General features: G+C 57.5%; 18 protein-coding genes. 8 read left to right on the top strand and 10 right to left on the bottom strand.

Features of this window, described 5'->3' with window-relative positions; genetic code table 11:
• Positions 1-11 precede the first annotated feature (11 nt).
• On the bottom strand, positions 12-458 hold the full coding sequence (locus QPJ95_RS05600; protein ID WP_270919335.1) for an RrF2 family transcriptional regulator: 447 nt from the start codon (positions 456-458) through the stop codon (positions 12-14).
• Positions 459-564: 106 nt separating this feature from the next.
• Here QPJ95_RS05600 and QPJ95_RS05595 point away from each other — a divergent pair, with 106 nt between their 5' ends.
• Positions 565-1,134 carry a gamma-glutamylcyclotransferase family protein gene (locus tag QPJ95_RS05595; protein WP_270919393.1) on the top strand — a complete coding sequence of 190 codons (570 nt, stop codon included), beginning with the start codon at positions 565-567 and terminating at the stop codon, positions 1,132-1,134.
• Between the two features lie 247 nt (positions 1,135-1,381).
• Here the strand turns inward: QPJ95_RS05595 and QPJ95_RS05590 are convergent, their stop codons facing one another.
• Positions 1,382-1,750, bottom strand: a complete 369-nt coding sequence (locus QPJ95_RS05590) for a hypothetical protein (protein ID WP_270919334.1) — start codon at positions 1,748-1,750, stop codon at positions 1,382-1,384.
• A gap of 195 nt (positions 1,751-1,945) precedes the next feature.
• Here QPJ95_RS05590 and QPJ95_RS05585 point away from each other — a divergent pair, with 195 nt between their 5' ends.
• A complete protein-coding gene (locus QPJ95_RS05585; RefSeq protein WP_270919333.1) occupies positions 1,946-2,341 on the top strand; it encodes a hypothetical protein in 396 nt (131 codons plus the stop codon).
• A gap of 73 nt (positions 2,342-2,414) precedes the next feature.
• Here the strand turns inward: QPJ95_RS05585 and ettA are convergent, their stop codons facing one another.
• A complete protein-coding gene (gene ettA / locus QPJ95_RS05580) occupies positions 2,415-4,070 on the bottom strand; it encodes an energy-dependent translational throttle protein EttA (RefSeq protein WP_270919332.1) in 1,656 nt (551 codons plus the stop codon).
• A gap of 182 nt (positions 4,071-4,252) precedes the next feature.
• On the opposite strand from ettA, the gene QPJ95_RS05575 reads away from it, so the two are divergent.
• The 3 genes from QPJ95_RS05575 to QPJ95_RS05565 all read left to right on the top strand — a co-directional run bounded on the left by QPJ95_RS05575 (position 4,253) and on the right by QPJ95_RS05565 (position 5,928).
• A complete protein-coding gene (locus QPJ95_RS05575) occupies positions 4,253-4,594 on the top strand; it encodes a hypothetical protein (protein ID WP_270919331.1) in 342 nt (113 codons plus the stop codon).
• Positions 4,595-4,649: 55 nt separating this feature from the next.
• Positions 4,650-5,180 carry a YcnI family copper-binding membrane protein gene (locus QPJ95_RS05570; RefSeq protein ID WP_270919330.1) on the top strand — a complete coding sequence of 177 codons (531 nt, stop codon included), beginning with the start codon at positions 4,650-4,652 and terminating at the stop codon, positions 5,178-5,180.
• A 103-nt stretch (positions 5,181-5,283) separates the two neighbouring features.
• The gene (locus QPJ95_RS05565) at positions 5,284-5,928 is read left to right on the top strand and encodes a nicotinate-nucleotide adenylyltransferase (protein ID WP_270919329.1); all 645 of its coding nucleotides are present in this window, start codon (positions 5,284-5,286) and stop codon (positions 5,926-5,928) included.
• On the opposite strand, the gene QPJ95_RS05560 is transcribed toward QPJ95_RS05565, so the two are convergent.
• A complete protein-coding gene (locus tag QPJ95_RS05560) occupies positions 5,878-6,705 on the bottom strand; it encodes a DMT family transporter (RefSeq protein ID WP_270919328.1) in 828 nt (275 codons plus the stop codon). The genes QPJ95_RS05565 and QPJ95_RS05560 overlap by 51 nt on opposite strands.
• Before the next feature lie 94 nt (positions 6,706-6,799).
• Between QPJ95_RS05560 and dacB the strand changes: the two genes are divergently transcribed.
• Positions 6,800-8,290: a D-alanyl-D-alanine carboxypeptidase/D-alanyl-D-alanine endopeptidase gene (gene dacB, locus QPJ95_RS05555; protein ID WP_270919327.1), complete on the top strand. Its 1,491-nt coding sequence runs from the start codon at positions 6,800-6,802 to the stop codon at positions 8,288-8,290.
• A 285-nt stretch (positions 8,291-8,575) separates the two neighbouring features.
• A complete protein-coding gene (locus QPJ95_RS05550; RefSeq protein WP_270919326.1) occupies positions 8,576-9,250 on the top strand; it encodes a hypothetical protein in 675 nt (224 codons plus the stop codon).
• 91 nt (positions 9,251-9,341) lie between these two features.
• Here the strand turns inward: QPJ95_RS05550 and QPJ95_RS05545 are convergent, their stop codons facing one another.
• Positions 9,342-9,764: a tellurite resistance TerB family protein gene (locus QPJ95_RS05545; RefSeq protein ID WP_270919325.1), complete on the bottom strand. Its 423-nt coding sequence runs from the start codon at positions 9,762-9,764 to the stop codon at positions 9,342-9,344.
• 134 nt (positions 9,765-9,898) lie between these two features.
• Positions 9,899-11,203 carry a TlpA family protein disulfide reductase gene (locus QPJ95_RS05540; RefSeq protein ID WP_270919324.1) on the bottom strand — a complete coding sequence of 435 codons (1,305 nt, stop codon included), beginning with the start codon at positions 11,201-11,203 and terminating at the stop codon, positions 9,899-9,901.
• A 245-nt stretch (positions 11,204-11,448) separates the two neighbouring features.
• Between QPJ95_RS05540 and QPJ95_RS05535 the strand changes: the two genes are divergently transcribed.
• The gene (locus QPJ95_RS05535; protein ID WP_270919323.1) at positions 11,449-13,092 is read left to right on the top strand and encodes a lysine--tRNA ligase; all 1,644 of its coding nucleotides are present in this window, start codon (positions 11,449-11,451) and stop codon (positions 13,090-13,092) included.
• Between the two features lie 100 nt (positions 13,093-13,192).
• On the opposite strand, the gene QPJ95_RS05530 is transcribed toward QPJ95_RS05535, so the two are convergent.
• The 4 genes from QPJ95_RS05530 to QPJ95_RS05510 all read right to left on the bottom strand — a co-directional run bounded on the left by QPJ95_RS05530 (position 13,193) and on the right by QPJ95_RS05510 (position 20,294).
• Positions 13,193-15,103: a methyl-accepting chemotaxis protein gene (locus QPJ95_RS05530; RefSeq protein ID WP_390923780.1), complete on the bottom strand. Its 1,911-nt coding sequence runs from the start codon at positions 15,101-15,103 to the stop codon at positions 13,193-13,195.
• A complete protein-coding gene (locus QPJ95_RS05520) occupies positions 15,021-15,275 on the bottom strand; it encodes a hypothetical protein (protein ID WP_270919395.1) in 255 nt (84 codons plus the stop codon). Before QPJ95_RS05520 ends, QPJ95_RS05530 begins: the two co-directional genes overlap by 83 nt.
• A gap of 88 nt (positions 15,276-15,363) precedes the next feature.
• Positions 15,364-17,736: a methyl-accepting chemotaxis protein gene (locus QPJ95_RS05515; RefSeq protein ID WP_449301432.1), complete on the bottom strand. Its 2,373-nt coding sequence runs from the start codon at positions 17,734-17,736 to the stop codon at positions 15,364-15,366.
• 344 nt (positions 17,737-18,080) lie between these two features.
• Positions 18,081-20,294: an NADP-dependent isocitrate dehydrogenase gene (locus tag QPJ95_RS05510; protein WP_270919321.1), complete on the bottom strand. Its 2,214-nt coding sequence runs from the start codon at positions 20,292-20,294 to the stop codon at positions 18,081-18,083.
• Positions 20,295-20,346 lie beyond the last annotated feature (52 nt).

Raw genomic sequence — 20,346 nt, 5'->3', positions numbered from 1 at the left:
TTAGCTGCGGCTTAGCGGCCGCAGCTGATGGGTTGCAGGATCTTCATTAGATCATGGTTGTCACAGACCAGCGCCTCGAGGGTGATATCGTCCAGCGCGCCATAAAAGGCCTGCGCCGCATCTGTCAGCGCCATCTTCAGGCGGCAGGCATTGGTCAGCGGGCAGCTGTTGTCCGAATCGGCAAAACACTCGCCGCTGGGCACTTCGCCTTCGACCTTGCGGAACACGTCGCCGATGCGGATCTGGCCGGTGGGCCGGGCCAGGGTCATGCCGCCGTTGCGGCCCCGCTGGGTGTTTAGAAAACCCAATTGGCCCAATTGATTGATCACCTGGGCCAGATGGTTTTCAGAGACATTGCAGCACTTGGCGATCTCGGCCTTGGTGACCAGGCGATCGGGGTTTGCGGCACAGTACATCAGCAACCGCACCGCGATGTTGGTTCTTTTGGTAATGCGCATTTGCAATGCTCCAATTGGAATTTCGCATTCTGTATTGCACAGTGCGGCAAAAAGCGGTTTGACATACATCAAAACCCTGATCGACTGCCTGCGAGGCCCTGAGCGGATGTCCCCCCCCTATTTCTTTGGCTATGGCAGCCTGGTGAACCTGGGCACCCATGCCTATCACGACCCGCAACCAGCGCGCCTATCCGGCTGGCGCCGCGCCTGGGTGCATACTGAATTGCGCGAGGTGGCGTTTCTGTCGGCAGTGCCCTGCGCTGGCAGCGAGATCGACGGGCTGATCGCGGCGGTGCCGGGGGCGGATTGGGACGCACTGGACGGTCGTGAATACGCCTATGACCGGCTGCCGCTTTTGGGCGCGGTTGCGCATGGGCTGCGGCCGGCGCCCGAGATCTCGCTATACGCGGTGCCACGTTCTGCCCAAATGCCGGGGTCGGCGCGGCATCCGATCTTGCTGAGCTATCTGGATGTGGTGGTGCAGGGTTATGATCAGGTGTTTGGCGTGGCGGGTGTGGCGGCGTTTTTCGCCAGCACCGACGGCTGGGAGGCCCCCATCCTGAACGACCGCGCCGCACCGATCTATCCCCGTCATCAATTGCTAGAGGTCGCACAGCGAGAGCTGGTGGATCATCATCTGGATGCCATCGGTGCGAAGGTTATTGTGGTGGGGTAGGGCGGTTCTGCCTACTTTGGGACGTAAGGCGAAGCCGCACGGCCCGCGCCTGATCTTCCCCCCGGGAAGGCGCATTCACGCCTCCCCAAGGTCAGGCGCGGGCCTGTTGTCGGGGGCGCTAGTCGGGAACTCAGGATGGGACGCAACGCTCACGTTAGTCGAACGAATCCAAAAATGTGAAAGCTCCCATTATCTTGAAGTTCATTGTTAAAACGGAACCAGAATCACCACGTCCCATTCGATATTCCTACATATTATACACCACTTGAAACATGGCTATTGGCGCGATAATCGCGGTTTGTGCCATAACTAGAAAACAAAACCCCACGACAATCTTTTGCCGCAGCCGAAGCGCTTTCATCGCGCTTGAACCCAGTTCCAAAGAGATTAAGTCATTTGACGCGTAATAATTATACTGGCCCTCGGTGATATATCCATGAGACTGAAGCACCTTGAGTAATAAAAAACGCATGAAACCCTTCGGATCTCGAACATAGGATGACTTTCCCAGCCTTAAGCCTGCTGACCGACAAAGAAACACCAAGACGAGAACGGTTGCGGTAGTGAAGGCAAACATAAATCCCAGCGGTATCAATAAGTCTTTGTAATCTGCCATTTGCGCGGCCCCTAGTCAGAAATTTCCCCCGAGAAGGCGAGGGGCTGTCGCAGTGTATTGTCTGCCAGCAATCCAACCTGTACGTTATGAGTGTATTGGATTTAAGGTTGTTCCCTTTGAGCGAAAAAAGATCATCTGTCAAACGCCATGTTATTAAGTGGGCAATTCTATTGCGAATTCAGGAGCATCCTAGTTGTGCTACTTAGTCTAGTTCTTAAGGTGCCAAGGCTGAAATATGCATTGGCGCGTGTTCGATTTCTGAAATTGTACGCCTCTTGCCTCGAGATTTCATCAAAAGGCTGGTTTTTTGCATGGATTGTGTTTGTGATGATTTCCGTGGTTGCGAGCTGGCTGGAATCTGCCTTTGACCTAATTGATGAATATAGCGCCGTGCTGGGTGCTCACGGACTGGGTGTCATGCTCATAGTCGTTATCTCTTTGCCGTTAGGAATATTGATATTCGTGACCTGCATGGATTGTATGATCGCTGGTCTTCGGGCTCGAAATCAGTTTCTTTTGGGCAGTCTTTTCAGCAGTAAATCTTACGATGAAAAACAAGCTAAATTGCTACGTCAAATTGAGAGTTGTTGATCGCCAATAAGAATAAATAGTCTGAGGTAGAGTGGACCAAGTGCAAAAAGGTACTTGATCCACTCCAGTATTATTACCGCACAAACTTCTTATGCTTCAACCGCTTGGGCTCTAGCGCATCGGCGCCCAGACGGCGTTTCTTGTCTTCCTCATAGTCTTCAAAGTTACCCTCGAACCATTCCACATGGGCATCGCCTTCAAAGGCCAGCATGTGGGTACAGATCCGATCAAGGAAGAAACGATCGTGCGAGATCACCACGGCGCAGCCGGCGAAATCGACCAGCGCGTCTTCCAGTGCGCGCAGGGTTTCCACGTCCAGATCGTTGGTCGGCTCATCGAGCAGCAGCACGTTGCCGCCTTCCTTGAGCAGCCGCGCCATGTGGACCCGGTTACGCTCACCACCCGATAGCAGTTTCAGCGGCTTCTGCTGATCGCCACCCTTGAAGTTGAAGGACGAGCAATAGGCGCGGGAATTGACCTGCGCATCGCCCAGCTCGATGATTTCAGCGCCGCCGGAAATCGCCTGCCAGACGGTCTCGTCGTCTTTCAGGTCATCGCGCGACTGATCCACATAAGACAGTTTGACCGTGTCACCAAAGCTGACCGAGCCCTGATCGGGTTGTTCCTGACCGGTCAACATGCGGAACAGGGTGGATTTACCGGCGCCGTTGGGGCCGATGACGCCGACGATACCGCCGGGTGGCAGATCAAAGGTCAGACCCTCGACCAGCTGTTTGTCGCCATAGTGCTTGGCCAGATTTTCGACCTCGATCACCTTGTTGCCCAGACGTGGGCCGTTGGGGATGACGATCTGGGCGCGGGTTAGCTTCTCGCGTTCGGACTGGTCGGCCAGATCGTTATAGGCGTTGATCCGGGCCTTGCTCTTGGCCTGGCGTGCCTTGGCACCCTGACGCATCCAGTCCAGCTCGCGTTGCAGGGTCTGCTGCTTGGATTTGTCCTCGCGGGCCTCCTGGCTCAGGCGTTTGGCCTTTTGCTCCAGCCAGTCAGAGTAGTTGCCCTCATTCGGGATACCCTTGCCGCGGTCCAGTTCCAGAATCCAGCTGGTGATGTCATCCAGGAAGTAACGGTCGTGGGTGACGATCAGGATGGTGCCCTTGTAGTCCATCAGGTGCTGTTGCAGCCAGGCGATGGTTTCGGCGTCCAGGTGGTTGGTCGGCTCATCCAGCAGCAGCATGTCCGGCGCTTCGAGCAGCAGCTTGCACAGCGCCACGCGACGCAGCTCACCACCCGAGAGGTTGGCGATTTCGGCGTCATCCGGCGGGCAGCGCAGGGCCTCCATCGAGACGTCAATCTGGCTGTCCAGATCCCACAGGTCCTGGGCGTCGATCTTGTCCTGCAGCTCGGCCATCTCGTCGGCGGTCTCGTCCGAGTAGTTCATCGCCAGTTCGTTATAGCGATCCAGGATCGCCTTTTTCGGCGCCACACCCAGCATGACGTTTTCACGCACGGTCAGCGTCGCGTCCAGCTTGGGTTCCTGCGGCAGATAGCCAACCCGGGCACCTTCGGCGGCCCAGGCCTCGCCGGTGAAGTCCTTGTCGAGACCGGCCATGATCTTCATCAGGGTCGATTTACCGGAGCCGTTGACGCCGACAACACCGATTTTAACGCCGGGGAGAAAGGACAGGTGGATGTTTTCAAAGCATTTTTTGCCACCCGGGTAGGTCTTGGAGACACCCTGCATGTGGTAGACGTATTGATAGGCGGCCATGATAGGGCTCCGTGATGAGGGGATTTGAATTTGGGAGGAGTGATAGCGGATGGGACGGGTGGGGGCAATGTCAGGTATTGACCCTTGGGCGGTAGTTTGTTGCGCTGGATCAAAGAGTGTGATCCGTCGCTTAGTTAGGTGAGGTGGAACCACGGTAATGGGTCAAAGGGTAAACAGGCAGAATGGCGGCTTGGCAGAGGCATAAAACGGGACTGGCGCTGATCGCGGCGCTGTGTTTTGCCGTATTGTCGGGTTTGCATGCTGCACGTCCGGTCTCGGCTGAAGTCGTGTTCTCGGCCTATGGTTACGCGGCGGGGGATATTTGCGGGTTTGGCCAAGAGGCTGGCCAACCTGACTGTCCAAACTGTACATTGGCCACTGGCCTTGTGGTGTTGGGACATGTCGATTTTCTGGTCTGGCAGGCTGTTTCTACCGGGCGGCTATTGCTGCTCAGATCAGATATCGCAAACTGCGGTGGGGCAATTGATCCCCATCAGGCACGGGGTCCGCCACTGTTCACATGATACTCATCGCCGGGCGCGCCCGGCACAGATAAATATGTGAACAGGACTAAAACAAATGAAACTGATCAAATTTGCTTCGGCTGCGCTGTTGGCGGCTGCTCTTGGAACCTCGGCTACGGCACATGCGTCGTTGGAACAGCAAGAGGCCAAAACCGGCTCGTTCTACAAAGGCGTGATGCGTATTGGCCATGGCTGTGGCGAGCAGGCGACGTTAAGGCTGCGGATCACCATTCCCGAAGGTGTGGTTTCGGTGAAGCCAATGCCAAAGCCGGGTTGGGCGCTGGAGACCGTGACCGGGGCGTATGAAGGCAGCTATGACTATTACGGAAAAACCCTGACCGAAGGTGTGACCGAGATTATCTGGACCGGAGAACTGGCCGCAGAACATTACGACGAATTCACCTTTCGCGGCAAACTGCATGACACGCTGGAAGCTGACAAGACGTTGTTTTTTCCAACTGTGCAAGAATGCGCGGATGGTGAAAATGGCTGGGTCGAGATCCCTGCAGAGGGTCAGGACCCACATGAGCTGAAACGCCCGGCGCCGGGACTGCATCTGGTCGCACCAGACGCGCATACTCATTAACTGTTCAAAATCGCGGTGAAACAGGGCAGCACGCAATCGCGTGCTGCCCTATGTTTTGCGCAGGGCTTGGAATCCCTTGCCAAATATGTGCATCAAGCCGGGGATGAGACATGGGTTTCCATATCTTCGCCCCGGCATGACCGTGGGGCTGCTGGGTGGATCTTTTGATCCGGCCCACATGGGTCATGTGCAGATCAGCCGGGCGGCGCTGGCGCAGTTTGGGCTGGACCGGGTCTGGTGGCTGGTGTCTCCGGGTAATCCGCTAAAACGCCATCAGCCGGCCCCGCTAGAGCAGCGGATGGCGGCGGCGCGGGCGATCATGCGGCACCCAAACATCCATATCAGCGATGCCGAGGCGCAGCTGGGAACACGCTATACCGCACAGACCCTGCGGCATCTGCGCAGGCTCTATCCCGGTGTGCGTTTTGTCTGGCTGATGGGGGCCGATAATCTGGCGCAGTTTCATCGCTGGAGGGACTGGCGGCAGATCCTAGATACGGTGCCGGTCGGCGTGATGGCACGACCGGGGGATCGGATCTCGGCGCGGCTGTCACCGGCGGCGCGGATCTATGCGCCATATCGGTTGAAGGGGAGCGAGAGCCGCCTGTTGGCTCATGCACAGTGCCCGGCCTGGTGTTTTGTCAATGTGCCAATGGTTGACGCCAGCTCCTCGGCGATCCGGGCGCGCGGAGAGTGGTCAGCGTCGCAGGAGCGCCGAGCCAAGACCGGCGCTGACGACCACAGCTAGACCCAGCCAGGTCAGCATGTCCGGCAATTGGCCAAAGGCGGCCCAGCCAAGCGTCACTGCGGCGATCAGCTGGAAATAGACCATCGGCGCCAGTTTGGTGGCTGCGACCTTGCTGTAGGCAAACAGCAGAATCAGATTACCCAGCATCGAAAACGCGGCGCTGCCCAGCGTCAGGATCGAGGTGCTCAGGGTGAGCTCGGGCAGGTTTGCCAACCCCATTGGCAGCATGACAAGGGCGGCCAGCAGCAATTGGATCAGGCTCAGCTCTAGCGGTGACCCAAGATGTGAAAGCCAGCGGCCGGTGGTCAGAAAACAGCCGTAGAAACCGCCGGCAAGCACCGCCCACAACAGGTTGATCGAGCCTCCGAAGCCGGGGCGAACCACCAAAATAACACCGGCAAAGCCGACAAGCATGAGCAGCGACCGCAGCCAGGTGGTGGGTTCGCGCAGGAACACAGCCGACAGACCATAGCTGATGATCGGGCCGATAAAGAAGGCGGCGAACACATCTGCCATCGGCTCGGTCTTAAGGGCTGTCTGCACCGAAACGATGCCGCCGACCAGCAACAGGGCCCGCAGCCACATGCGGCGATCTTTCATTAATGAATACGCGCGAAGCGGAACAAAGGGCAGCAACAAGGCGCTACCAATGACAAAACGCGAAGAGGCGATGAAAGCCGGTGTGGCAATGCCACTGCTGGTCAGCAGTTTGCCACATAGATCACCCGCAGGGATCATTGACATAGCGACGAACATGAGAGTGACTGCCTGTAACATGGTTTCACCCTCTAACAGGCAGTGCGCTTACTAAGAACCCCAAATCGCCTGACTGTTTGCCGTTTCGAAATGAATTTATTACACTAAGGGTGATATGGTTACGCGACGATTTTTTCTGCTTTCTGGTTCTGCCCTGATCGGGGCAGGTGGGGCCTGGGCCAATGCCCCGGTCACCTCCTTGCGACCTCATGCCCGACGTCAGGCTGTTATGCACAGCCCGGCGGACGGGCTCAAACGTGTGCTGCAGCGGGCGGGGCTGCCGGGAGAGGTGGCCTGCGCTGTGGCGGACGTGGAGACAGGTCTGCGGCTTGAGGCCGAGAATGGCGCCTCGGGACTGCCACCGGCCAGCGTCGCCAAGGCGCTGACCTCGCTTTACGCGCTGGATGTGCTGGGGGCCGAGCATCGGTTTCACACCCGGGTGATGGCCACGGGCGGCGTTATCGGCGGCGTGGTGCAGGGGGATTTGATCCTGGTTGGTGGCGGCGACCCCACATTGACCACCGATCATCTGGCGCAACTGGCCAAAGCGCTGAAATCTGCCGGCGTGCGCGAGGTCAGGGGCGGCTTTAAGCTGTGGGACGGGGCGCTGCCCTATGTGCACACCATTGACGCCGATCAGCCGGATCACGTCGGCTATAGCCCGGCGATCTCGGGGCTGGCGCTGAACTATAACCGGGTGCATTTTGAATGGAAACGGGCAGGCCAGGGCTGGTCGGTCAGCATGGATGCCAGGACTGAGAAATACCGCCCCGAGGTGGCCGTGGCCCGGATGAAAGTGGCAAAGCGAACCGCCCCGGTCTACACCTATGCCGACAGCGGCGGTGCCGATCAGTGGACGGTGGCCAATGCTGCCTTGGGCAAGGGCGGCTCGCGCTGGCTACCGGTGCGCCGTCCGGCTGAATACGTAGGCGATGTTTTCCGCACCATGGCGCGGGCGCATGGGATCGTGCTGGCCAAGCCGCAAGTGGTGAAATCCCTGCCACAGGGTCAGGGGCAGGTGCTGGCGCAGCACAGCAGTACGGCGCTGTTGGTGATGCTGCGCCGCATGTTGAAATACTCAAACAATCTGATGGCCGAGATGATCGGCATGTCCGCCACCGCGGCATCTGGGCGTCGGCCCGGATCGCTAAGGGCCTCGGCGCAGGCGATGAACAGCTGGGCGGGTGCCAAATATGGCATGACCGGCACCCGGCTGGTGGATCATTCGGGTCTGGGCGACGCGTCGCGGATGACGCCCGACGATCTGGTTGGGGCATTGATTGCCGCGCGCAAGGTGGGTCAGTTGAAACCACTGCTGAAACCGTTCCTGCTGCGCGATGCCAATGGCAAGGTGAACAAGACCCACCCGATCAAGGTGAATGCCAAAACCGGCACGCTGAATTTTGTCTCAGGGCTGGGCGGTTTCATGACCGCCGCTGACGGCACCGAGCTGGCCTTTGCCATCTTTGCCGCCGATCAGGGCGCGCGGTCCCGTATCAAACGCGCTGACCGCGAACGGCCACAGGGGGCCCGCAGCTGGAACCGCAAGGCCAAGAAGATGCAGCAAAAGCTGATCGAGCGATGGGGCACGGTCTACGGCAGTTGAGGCCGTTTGGCTGTGGTTCGCATGGCCTGTGTTGCAATCAATCGACTGGGAAACACGCGGCCACTGGGATGGATTCTCAACCCTGGGGAGATTTCTTGCGTCCTGCGGTGGGCGATATTCCCTTATAGAATGTAAATGTCTTACATTTGAAGAATTCTATTGCTTTGCGTTGTACCCGTACCGTTTAGTTTGACGAGATGGTATTGGGGCACAGCAAACATGATTGAAAATAATAGAGAAAATGTGAAAATTTCGATGGGGTATTTTCTCCGGGGCCGTTGGCGCATGGCGGGGCTGTTAGCGATAGCACTGTCGCAGACGGCCTGTACTGCCGCGGTGATTGCCACTGGCGCGGCTGATCCGTTTTATTCGGCGGTTGATGCCGCCGCAGAACGGCGCCTCCAAGAAGAATACCGGCAGAAGTATCCGGGCGTGGACATCAATGACGATTACGCCTTGGGCCGGGCCATGTTCGAAGAGGCCAAGCGTGACAACCCTGCTCAGATGGGGCATTTGACCATGCCGTCGCGGTCAGTCTGGGAAGCGAACAATGCAAAAGTGAACGGGGGGGCAGCTGCATCTGTCGGCCAGTCAAGCGCCCCAGTTGCGGCCGCGTCGGCGCCTGTAGTGTCGTCATCGCGGGTTGCGCAGGATCAGGCGGCATTGAAACGGGCCGGGACGCCCTGGGCCACAGTATCCAAAAGCTGGCCCTATGACGCGCTGAACCTGTCGTCAGTGGCGCCTTATGCCTGCGGCATCAAAAAGATGCAGTTTTCGGTCAATGGCGGCGCCACCAAAACACAGGGGTTTTCGTCCTGTGCTTCGGGGGCTGCCAAGGCGGATCCGCCTTACTGGACTTTCGATCAAAACTCGATCGAGACGGTCAGTGTGACAATGACCTTTGCCAATGGATCGCGGCAAACCCGGAATTTCACGCGTGACGAGATTTTCCAGCGCTGACCCCGGAGCCTTATTCAGGGAAGAGAAAGGCTGTTCCCTGAATAAGACAAACCCGAAAGTTCTCTTATTCTAATCCCACCGGTCTTAGGTCTCAGGTCACGTGCCGCGCCCGGGCGCCGCGCTCAATTGCAGCGGCGTGCAGCCGGTCGATGTTCAACTCATAGCGGATCTCGGCCAGGAACTCCAATTCGGTTTCATTCAGCCGCCCATCTGAGGCCGCCACGTCGCAGGCCAGCGCATAGGCGGTTTCATGCAGCCGCTCGGGCAGGTTTTCGCGGATCAGGCCAAACAGCGCATCCAGCCCGTCCTCCTGCTCAAACAAGTCCAGCACCGTTTGCGACATCCGTTTGATCCGGTCGATATCATAGTCCGCAAACACCGGCAGCATATTCACTGCGGACTGGATCTCGATCAGTTCCGAGGTGCGGATGTTTTCGTCCGAGGCCGACACCGCCACCATGATCGCAACAAGACAATCCTGGGGAGAAAGCGGGCGAGGGGAGGTCTCGGTCATGGTGATATCCTTTTGGGCTGAGTGTTAGAGTCAGAATAGGCAGGCAGCCAAGGGGGTTCAACACTTGCCTGCGATTTATCGGCGGCAATCGGCCATGGTGCAATAACCGCCGCAAATGCGGTGTCCCGAAGAGATCAGGACGCCGGATCCGATTGCAAAAATGCCGGATCCTGATTGCGCCCGATGGCCTGCCAATAGCCGTCTTCCTCGGCCAGACCTTCGACACTCAGGACGATGCCATCGCGGTTCAAGATATAGAGCGACGGGAAGGCGTCAACCTTTAGCTGTGCAACAGCGGCATCTGTTGCATCAAACAGCACGCGAAACGGCACGGATGCTGATTTCAGCTGATCCTCAATCTGATTGCTGTGACGCCAGAAACTGTCGTCTGGGTCCTGATCATAGGCGGTGATGACATGCACCTCGGCGATCCTGTCGGGGGCCAATTGATGCAACGCTATCAGGTTTTCCAACTCCTGCTGAAATGGACCATTGGTGCGATATTCCCCCAGACAGTAGACCAACAGGAACTGCCCGTCCTGCAGCGTCGCCAGGGTGTCGGGCAGCGATACCGGCGGGCCACCCGGCCAGGTGTCAAAGGGATCATGCTGCGGCAGGCGATAATCGAACGGAAACCTTTTGCCCAGCAGCGGCGACCAGAGGATCAGGCCCTCGCGGTTGGCAACCGAGGCGTAGAGACGGCGCAGCCCGTTCAGTTCCGGGTAGCCTGCCACCGCAGTCTCGGCCATTTCAAGGGCCTCATCGGTGGCGCCGATGCCCAGCTTTATCAGGATATCAATGAACCAGATCAGCCCGAAATACTGGCTTGGCATCCGCTCTATGCCCTGCTTTTCACGGTGGTGTTCGGCGGTTTCAATCGCCTTTTGAGCCAGATCATTCAGCCCCAGGGCCTTATAGCTCAGCGCCAGCAGGATCATGTTGCCGATATCGTCTGAGGCAAAAATCCGGGCTTGGCGGCGGGCGGGGTTGATGAAGCGGTCAACCAGCGAGGCGCCAAACGGCAGGACCGCGCTCTCAAACGCGCCCCGCAACTTGGCAAATTCGCCCCAGTCGCCGTGGTTCCAGATTGCGTGTAGCGCCTGAAAATCGGCGTTTGCGGATTTTATATCGGCGATCAGCCTATCGTTGACACAGGGGATGACCTTAATGCCATGCGGCCATGCCCCGGCAGGAATGGACCAGATCTCGTCGGTCTCGGGGTTTTGAAAGGTGATGCGGTCAATGCCGTTGCGTTTGGATCGCAGTAAGGCATGATCGGTTGGCGCATCCCCGTCGATCTGCAGAATGAGCCATCCCGGCATCAGCCCAATGGCCTCGGCGGGGCTGCCCTGAAAAACCGCGGCAATTTCACGGCAGGACGAACGGGATTTGGTGACCCGCGGCAAGGGCCAGATTTCGGCCGTGAGAGTGCGAAACAATCTGAAGTCTTTCGGGGAAAATTGAATTACTGTCTGTAGTTGAACACTACGTTTGGTTGGGGAAAATTAACAAGGTTATTCTGTCAATCTGGCGGTAACCGCCGATTTCTTCCCGGCGATGGGGGATGGGGCGCTTGCAAATATTGACTCATGCTGCACTAGCACAATAGACCAAGCCAGTCGGCTGCATAGGGTGGCCTAGATACGCAATGCGGCCCGATCCGGGTCCGCTGATGGAGAACAACATGTCTGATCTGCGCGAAACTGCTCTGCAGAGCAAAGCCTGGCCGTTTGAAGAAGCCCGCAAGGTGCTCAAACGTTTTGCCAAGGGCGCGCCGGAAAAGGGCTTTGTTTTGTTCGAGACCGGCTATGGCCCGTCCGGCCTGCCGCATATCGGCACCTTTGGTGAGGTGGCCCGCACCACCATGGTCAAACGCGCCTTTGAGCTGATCAGCGATATCCCGACCAAACTGGTGTGTTTCTCGGATGATCTGGACGGTATGCGCAAGGTGCCGGGCAATGTTCCGAACTCGGAAAGCCTGCATGAATATCTGCAAATGCCACTAACCGCTGTGCCGGATCCGTTTGGCACCCACGAGAGCTTTGGCCATCACAACAACGCCATGCTGCGCCGGTTTCTGGATACCTTTGGCTTTGAATACGAATTCATCTCGGCCGCCGAATTCTATCGTTCGGGTCAGTTCGACGAGGTGCTGAAGCGCGCCGTTGATAAATACGACGAGGTGATGGCGGTGATGCTGAAAAGCTTGCGCGAAGAGCGGGCGGCGACCTATTCGATCTTCCTGCCGATCCACCCCGAGACCGGCCGGGTGATGTATGTGCCGATGAAAAAGGTCTGCGCTGAGACCTATACCATCACCTTTGATGATGAGGACGGCAAGGAATGGACGCTGCCGGTCACCGGCGGCAATGTCAAACTGCAGTGGAAGCCGGATTTTGGCGCCCGCTGGGCGGCGCTGGGCGTCGATTTTGAGATGTACGGCAAGGATCACAGCACCAACACGCCGATCTATGACAGCATCTGCCGCATTCTGGGCCACCGCGCGCCGGACCACTTCACCTATGAATTGTTCCTGGACGCCAATGGTCAAAAGATCTCAAAAACCTCAGGCAACGGTATTTCGATCGACGAATGGCTGACCTATGCCAGCGCTGAAAGCCTGACCTATTTCATGTATCTTAAGCCGAAGACGGCCAAGCGGATGCATTTCGACGTGATCCCCAAGGCGGTGGACGAGTATCACCAGCAGCTGCGGGCCTATCACGGGCAGGACGCCAAGGCGCAGCTGAACAACCCGGTGTGGCACATCCACGGCGGTGATGTTCCGCAGTCGGATATGGTGGTGCCCTTTGCCATGCTGCTGAATATCGCCAGCGTGTCCAACGCCGAGGACAAGGAAACCCTGTGGGGCTTTATCAACAAATACGCCCCTGACGCGACACCGGTCAGCAACCCGACCCTGGATCAGGCGGCGGGCTTTGCGGTGGCTTACTTCAACGATTTTGTGAAACCGGCCAAAGTGTACCGTCTGCCCACAGATCAGGAACGCGCCGCCCTGTCCGACCTGGCCGAGGCGCTGAAATCGCCCGATGCGGCGCTGGCCGCGATTGCCAAGAAGAACGCGCTGGATGGCAAGGATGTGGCGCTGCCAGAGGTCGATTTTGGCAGTGATGAATTCCTGCAGTCAGTGGTGTTTGCCATCGGTAAGATCCACGGTTTCGACCCACTGCGGGCCTGGTTCTCGGCGATCTACGAGGTGCTGTTGGGGGCCACGCAAGGCCCGCGTTTTGGTGGCTTTATTGCGCTGTATGGCGTCGAAGAGACCATTGTGTTGATCGACAAGGCACTGGCCGGCGATCTGGTCTGATCCCGCGTATCGGATCGCAGCTATGCTGATCGAAACAGGCGTTTAGAAATTCATCCCGCAGTGTCCGTTGGTGGACACTGCGGGATGTTGTCATGCGACGTTAGAAGTTCTCCCAGACATCTTTTGATGGCGACGCTTCGTTGACGGCCCTTGCGCGGGGCAGTCTCTCTGGTTCGCTATCCCAACCTGTTCCGTGCGCCGCTGGGGTGGCATTATTGGGGCCAGGTTTGCTGTTGCCCTGGCGGCCTTTGTTGCCATCAATGTTGAAATGCGCCACCAGGTCGGCCAGCTTGCTGGCATCGGTGGTCAGCAAGTGGCTGGCTGCGGTGGCTTCTTCGACCATGGCGGCGTTCTGTTGGGTGACCTGATCCAGCTGGGTAACACCTGTGTTGATTTCGTCCAAACCGGTGGATTGTTCGGCGGATCCAACGGCAATTTCGGACACCAGTTGCGAGATATGGCCGACGCGGGTGACGATGCTGTTCAGGGCCTCGCCCGCTTTGCCAACCAGATCTACCCCATGCTCGACCTGCTTGGAGCTGTCGACGATCAGCGTTTTGATCTCCATCGCTGCATCCGAGGACCGCTGCGCCAGGGCCCGCACCTCTGAGGCGACCACAGCAAAGCCGCGACCGGCTTCGCCAGCCCGTGCCGCTTCGACACCGGCATTCAGCGCCAGCAGGTTGGTCTGAAAGGCGATGTCGTCGATCACGCCGATGATCTGGCTGATGTGACGGGAAGATTTCTCAATCTCGGTCATTGCCGACACCGCGTGCCGCACCACCTTGTCACTTTCAATGGCCTCAGTTTTTGCTTCGTTGACAATGGCCTCCACGCTGTGTGCCCCATCGGCAGCGGATTTGACGCTTGCTGTCATTTGCTCCAGTGCCGCGGCCGTCTGCTCCAGCGTTGCCGCCTGACTTTCGGTACGCTCCGACAGATCGCTCGACGCTCGGTTTATCTCGGTTGCGCCACTGCGGATACTGGCAGCCGAACTGATCACCTCAACAATGGTTGAGCTAAGGGTCTTCAGCGTGCGATTGAAATCGCTGCGCAGTTGTTCATGGTCGGCAGGGAATGGTTCGACAAGTGGTTTCGAGAAGTCACCTTTTGCCAAATCGTCCAACCCGTGACTTAGTTTCTCGACCACTTGTTGCTGTTCTTGTTGCTGCTCGGCGCGTTGTTCCTCAGCGCTACTTGCCCGCTTTAGGTCGTCTCTCAAACTGACCAGCGTCTGGCCGATCTTGCCAAGCTCGTCGCCACGTTCCGCTGATGTGATATCTCCGTCCAGATCACCTGCAGACACGGCTTCCATGCTTTTACAAATTTCGGCGATCGGGCGGGTGATGGTTCGGGTGGTGAACAACACGACCAGCATCATGCCAAGCCCGGACAGTGCCACGCCAATCAGGATGTTGCGGGTCAGGGTATTTGAGGCAGTCAGTGAGGTCTGGATGTTCTCGCGCACCTCAAGAACTCCGCGCACATCGCCCACCTGCCAACCAACCTTCGGCGTGTCAGGGTGGGAATTGTGGCAAGAGACGCAGCCCTCGTCTATCATGCGGTCAGCCACCGCGACTCTTAAAAAGGTTTCTCCGTTTTCTACTTCGTGGCGTTTGTAGATGCCGTCCGGATTATTGTTCAGGTACGCCCAAGCCTCTTGCATGAAATCGTCCATTTGGCGGTCCGCTCTGCCCGGAAACGGAAAGCCGCTATAAAGGGACAAGCTGAGACCCTGTTTTGCAAACAGGCTGCTTAGGTCATGTACAAAAGTTGCTGGCAGGGGGATTACGCTGGGGTCGTTTTTATGGTCGATCCCTGCCGATATATCAGTCGAATTCTTGACGTCCTTGACTACATTTTGGGTGTAGTAGCCGCGGATTGCTTTGATCTGGTTGACCACATTGGTTGCCGAGGACGTCGCAAAGTCAATCGTGTTCTTTTCTAGAACGCGTGGAATGGTTGCCCAGGCGATACCAAGGCAAATTATGATAAATAGGGGGATTGGCATAGTCAACCGAAAGGCGATTGACTGTATCATCTTCTGCATGTCGGGCGCTCCATTCAGTCCAAGCCGATGCTGCCGCCATTCTGGGTTCAGGATGTCGAGCATCCTTGGCGGGCACCTCTTTGGGCTCACATTCATATTGTAAGCCTGGAGTTACCGTAAAATCGTTACGCATGGCTTAAGCCGGCACGGATGCCGACTGACCTGTTTCGGGTATTACACGGACCTGTATCTGGCCCGTGTAACGCTGGTTGAGGCCCGTACTAGAAGTCCTGCCAGTCCCCGGCTGAACCGGGGGATTCGTTTGCGGACCTTGCGCGGGGCAGTCTCTCTGGTTCGCTGTCCCAACCTGTTCCATGCGCGGTTGGGGCGGCCCCTTCATCGGTATCTTCGGTGACAGGTCGCCGACCACTCTGGTGGCCACTGTGGCCCTCAATGCTGAAATGTGACACCACCTTGGACAGTTTGCTGGCATCAGAGATCAGCAAATGGCCGGCGGCGGTGGCCTGTTCCACCATGGCGGCATTTTGCTGGGTGACCTGATCCAACTGGGTAACACCTATGTTGATTTCGTTCAGCCCGGTGGACTGTTCGGCGGACCCGACGGCAATTTCGGACACCAGTTGCGAGATATGGCCGACGCGGGTGACGATGCTGTTCAGGGCCTCGCCCGCTTTGCCAACCAGATCTACGCCATGCTCGACCTGTTTAGAGCTGTCGACGATCAGCGTTTTGATCTCCATCGCTGCATCCGAGGACCGCTGCGCCAGGGCGCGCACCTCTGAGGCGACCACAGCAAAGCCGCGACCGGCTTCGCCAGCCCGTGCCGCCTCGACACCGGCATTCAGGGCCAGCAGGTTGGTCTGAAAGGCGATGTCGTCGATCACGCCGATAATCTGGCTGATGTGGCGGGCAGATTCCTCAATCTCGGTCATTGCCGACACCGCTTGCTGCACCACCTTGTCGCTCTCTTCGGCTTCGACTTTGGCTTCGTTGACGATGTTTTCCACGCTATGGGCCCCATCGGCGGCGGATTTGACGCTTGCCGTCATTTCCTCAAGTGCCGCCGCTGTCTGCTCCAGCGTTGCTGCCTGGCTTTCGGTGCGTTGCGACAGATCATCCGACGCGCGGCTGATCTCGGTGGCGCCGCCGCGGATACTTTCGGCCGAACTGATCACCTCATCAATGGTTGAGCTAAGCGTTTTCAGGGTGCGATTAAAGTCGTTGCGCAGTTGCTCATGGTCGGCAGGGAAGGGTTTGACCAGCGGTTGCGACAGATCACCGTTGGCCAGATTGAGCAGACCTCCACTTAATTGCTCGACAACATCACGCTGTTGATCTTGCTGGATTTTTACGTCCTCTTGCGCCAATGATGCGGCTTTCAGCTCAGCTTTGAAGCCTTCCAGGGTGCGGGCGATGGTGCCAAATTCATCCCGCGAGTCGGCGTCGGCAACCGGACTATCATAATCTTTCTGCGCTATGTTTTCGACACTGCGCGCCAGTGAGACGACACGGCGGGAAACGCCGCGCGCGGCGAACCAGGATAATAGGGCGACGATCAACGAAACCACCAGGACTTGCAGCACCGATGAGCGGAGCATTTCGTTTTCGGTGGCCAGGGCCTCTGTGCTGTCGATCTCCAACACGATGCCCCATGTTTTGCCTCTGAATGTAAATGGGATTGATTCAGCTTCGACCAATTGATCTGTCAGCCCTTTGACACCGGACAAGGAATGGTGCCCTTCGAGAAAGGATTCTGAAATTTGGGGTAAGTTGGGCAATGGGTCCAGAATTTGATGGCCATCAGTATGAGGGGATGCGGTCAGGGCAACCCCATCTTCACGGACCAGATAGACCAATCCAGTCTCGCCCAGTATGCTTGATTGAGACAAAATATCAGACATGTGATCGATTGGAATTTGAAGGACAAATACCCCGAGCAATTCGCCCTTGCGGAAAACCGGAGTGGAAATGAACATGGCAGGTGCCCCGTGGCTGGGAGCATAGGCCGCCATCGAGGTTAAATGAACTTCGCCTTCAGGCAGTGTCATAGCCGCGCGAAATGCCTCTCCCAACCCAGACGTGCTATAGGGGCCGGACTGAAAATTGGTGGCGAAATCGTCTTCTTTGAAGACCGAATAGATCAGGTCGCCCTGCGGATTCAGCAGAAAAAAATCATAATACTCCAGCTCGCGTTGGAAGATTTGGAACCCCGGATGATACTCTTGATGCAGGTTTGACCAAAGCGACTGGTCTGTGGCCACTACGAGTTCATCTTTTTCACCCAGAGGATTGGGGTTATCGAATATATAGGCGTTGCGCAGGTGCTCTCCGGGGGAGTCACCCAGTTTTTGCCAGGCCCTGTCAAATTCGCCCAAGGCGGATGCAATGCTCTTGCTGGCACTGATGGCTCGAGTTTCAGTTTCCACCCGTTCCAGCCAGTCTTTCAGCGCGTGGCGCCGTTCAGATAACAGCGTATAAAAGGCCGTCTCACGATCTTCTTTAAGGGCCGAATGGGATTGCCAAGTGTATATGAAGCCTGATGCTATTGTCAGCATGATTGTAGGTAAGGCAATCAAGAGCGGTAATTTCTTACTCAACCGGAGGCCATTCCATAGTGAGACTAGGCTGGTCATGATAGCGGATCTCTCTTCTAACAGGTGTTACTATTTACAGGGCCGGACGGAACCATGGCCTGACAATAAACTGTTCCCAATTCATTTCAGTACCGTTAATGTTGTGATATTCTATAGATATTATGCAATTAAAGATTGCAATCAGCTACTTAAAGGCAATCGGTCAGCTTCTTTATTGACCGCCTAGGCAGGTGATGCTGGAATCTCTCGGCCGTAAGGTGGTCTTAAAACGAATTCAGGTTGGGCGTCGCTGGGGACGATAAAATGTCGCTGCCAAAATCATGCAGCCAAGAAAAAAGGCGCCCGGATGCGGACGCCTTTTTTCAACTCAATGAGAACAACTGTCAGCCGATGATGGCGTTCAGGGTGGCGCTGGGGCGCATCACGGCGGCTGTTTTGGCCGGGTCGGTGTGGAAATATCCGCCCAGATCAGCCGGTTTACCCTGTGCCGCTGCCAGCTCAGCCAGGATCTGCTGTTCTTTGGCTGCCAGATCGGCTGCAACCGGAGCAAAATGCGCCGCCAGATCAGCATCGTCTGACTGTGCGGCCAGTGCCTCGGCCCAGTAGCGGGCGAACCAATAGTGGCTGTCACGGTTGTCTGGCTCACCCACTTTGCGCGACGGCGAGCGGTTATTGTCCAGAATGCCCTGAGTCGCGGTCTCGGCAGCAACCCCCAGAATGCCGGCCTTGGCATTGCCCTGACTGTCGGCCAGGAAATTCAGACTTTCACCCAAGGCGCAGAATTCGCCCATTGAATCCCAGCGCAGGTGGTTTTGTTCAACCAGCTGCTGCACGTGCTTGGGGGCAGAGCCACCGGCACCGGTCTCAAACAGACCGCCACCGTTCATCAGCTTGACGATTGACAGCATCTTGGCCGAGGTGCCCAGTTCCAGAATTGGGAACAGGTCGGTCAGATAGTCCCGCAGCACGTTGCCCGAGATAGCAATGCTGTCGTTGCCTGCGGTGATGGTCTTCAGCGACTGCGCAGTGGCTTCGCGCGGGGTCATGATCTGGAACTTGTCGGCCACACCGGCTGCGGCCAGCGCCGGGGTGACATAGGCGATCAGCTGCGCATCATGGGCGCGACCTGCGTCCAACCAAAAGATCGACTCAGAGCCGGTCAGACGTTGACGGTCCATCGCCAGCTCGATCCAGTTCTCGATCGGTGCTTTCTTGGCAGTGCAGGCGCGCCAGATGTCACCCGCCTCAACCCCGTGGCTGTGCAGGGTGTCGCCGTTGGCCAGAACCACCCGGATCACACCGTCTGCCGGGGCTTGAAACGTGGTGGGGTGCGAGCCGTATTCTTCGGCCTTTTGCGCCATCAGACCGACGTTGGCCACCGAGCCAGCGGTGGTGACGTCCAGCGCGCCGTTGGCTTTGAAGAAGTTGATCGCTTCGTCATAGATGGTGGCATAGCAACGGTCGGGGATCACGCAATTGGTGTCGCCCTTGTTGCCAGCAGCGTCCCAGCCTTTACCACCGGCGCGGATAATCGCCGGCATCGAGGCGTCGATGATCACATCGGACGGCACGTGCAGGTTGGTGATGCCCTTGTCGCTGTCGACCATATACATGGCAGGACGATCTGCAGTCACCGCATCAACGGCGGCCATGATCTCGGCGTTGTCTGCGACCCGGTCCAGCAGGTCACCCATGCCGGAATTTGCGTTGACACCCAAGGCCTCCAGCTCAGCGCCGAATTTGTCAAACACTGGCGCCAGCCAGGCCTTGACCGCGTGGCCAAAGATGATCGGGTCCGAGACCTTCATCATGGTGGCCTTCATGTGCAGCGAGAACATGGTGCCGTCGGCTTTGGTGTCCTCAATCGCATCGGTCAGGAATGCAGCCAGTGCCTTGGCGGACATGAAGGTCGCATCGGCAATGGTGCCTTCTTCCAGCGGCCAGCTGTCTTTCAACGTGGTCACAGTGCCGTCGGAGCCGACAAATTCGATCTTCGCGTCACCTGCCTGAGCGGCGGTGATGGTCGCGGCTTTCTCGTTGGCGTAAAAGTCATCGGCCGGCATGGACGAGACTTTGGTTTTGCTGTCGCTTGCCCATTTGCCCATCGAATGTGGGTTGTTCTGGGCGTAGGTCTTCACTGCTTTGGCGGCGCGGCGGTCCGAGTTGCCTTCGCGCAGAACCGGGTTCACCGCAGAGCCCTTGATCGCGTCATAGCCAGCACGGGCTGTCTTTTCGGCATCGGTTGAGGGCTCTTCTGGGTAATCCGGCAGCGCGTAGCCCTGCGACTGAAGCTCGGAGATGGCTGCAACCAGCTGAGGCACCGAAGCGGAGATGTTCGGCAGTTTGATGACGTTGGCCTCTGGTGTTTTCACCAATGTGCCCAGCTCGGCCAGATCGTTGATTTGGCGCTGCGCAGCGGTCAGACTGTCGGGAAAGGCGGAAAGAATGCGGGCGGCCAGCGAAATATTCTTGGTGCCAACGTTGACGCCTGCGGCCGCCGCAAAGGTGCGGATGATGGGCAGTAGCGATGCGCTGGCCAACTCGGGCGCTTCGTCTACGATGGTATACAATACGTCGGGGTTAGATTTATCTGACATAGTTCACAACCTTTCAGCGATCTTGGAAGCTTGGTAAATCAGCGCAGCAGGA

The organism is Parasedimentitalea psychrophila (assembly GCF_030285785.1).
Lineage (GTDB): Bacteria > Pseudomonadota > Alphaproteobacteria > Rhodobacterales > Rhodobacteraceae > Parasedimentitalea > Parasedimentitalea psychrophila.
The sequence above is the reverse complement of the archived record's forward strand: the minus strand, read 5'-3'. Positions and strand labels throughout refer to the sequence as shown.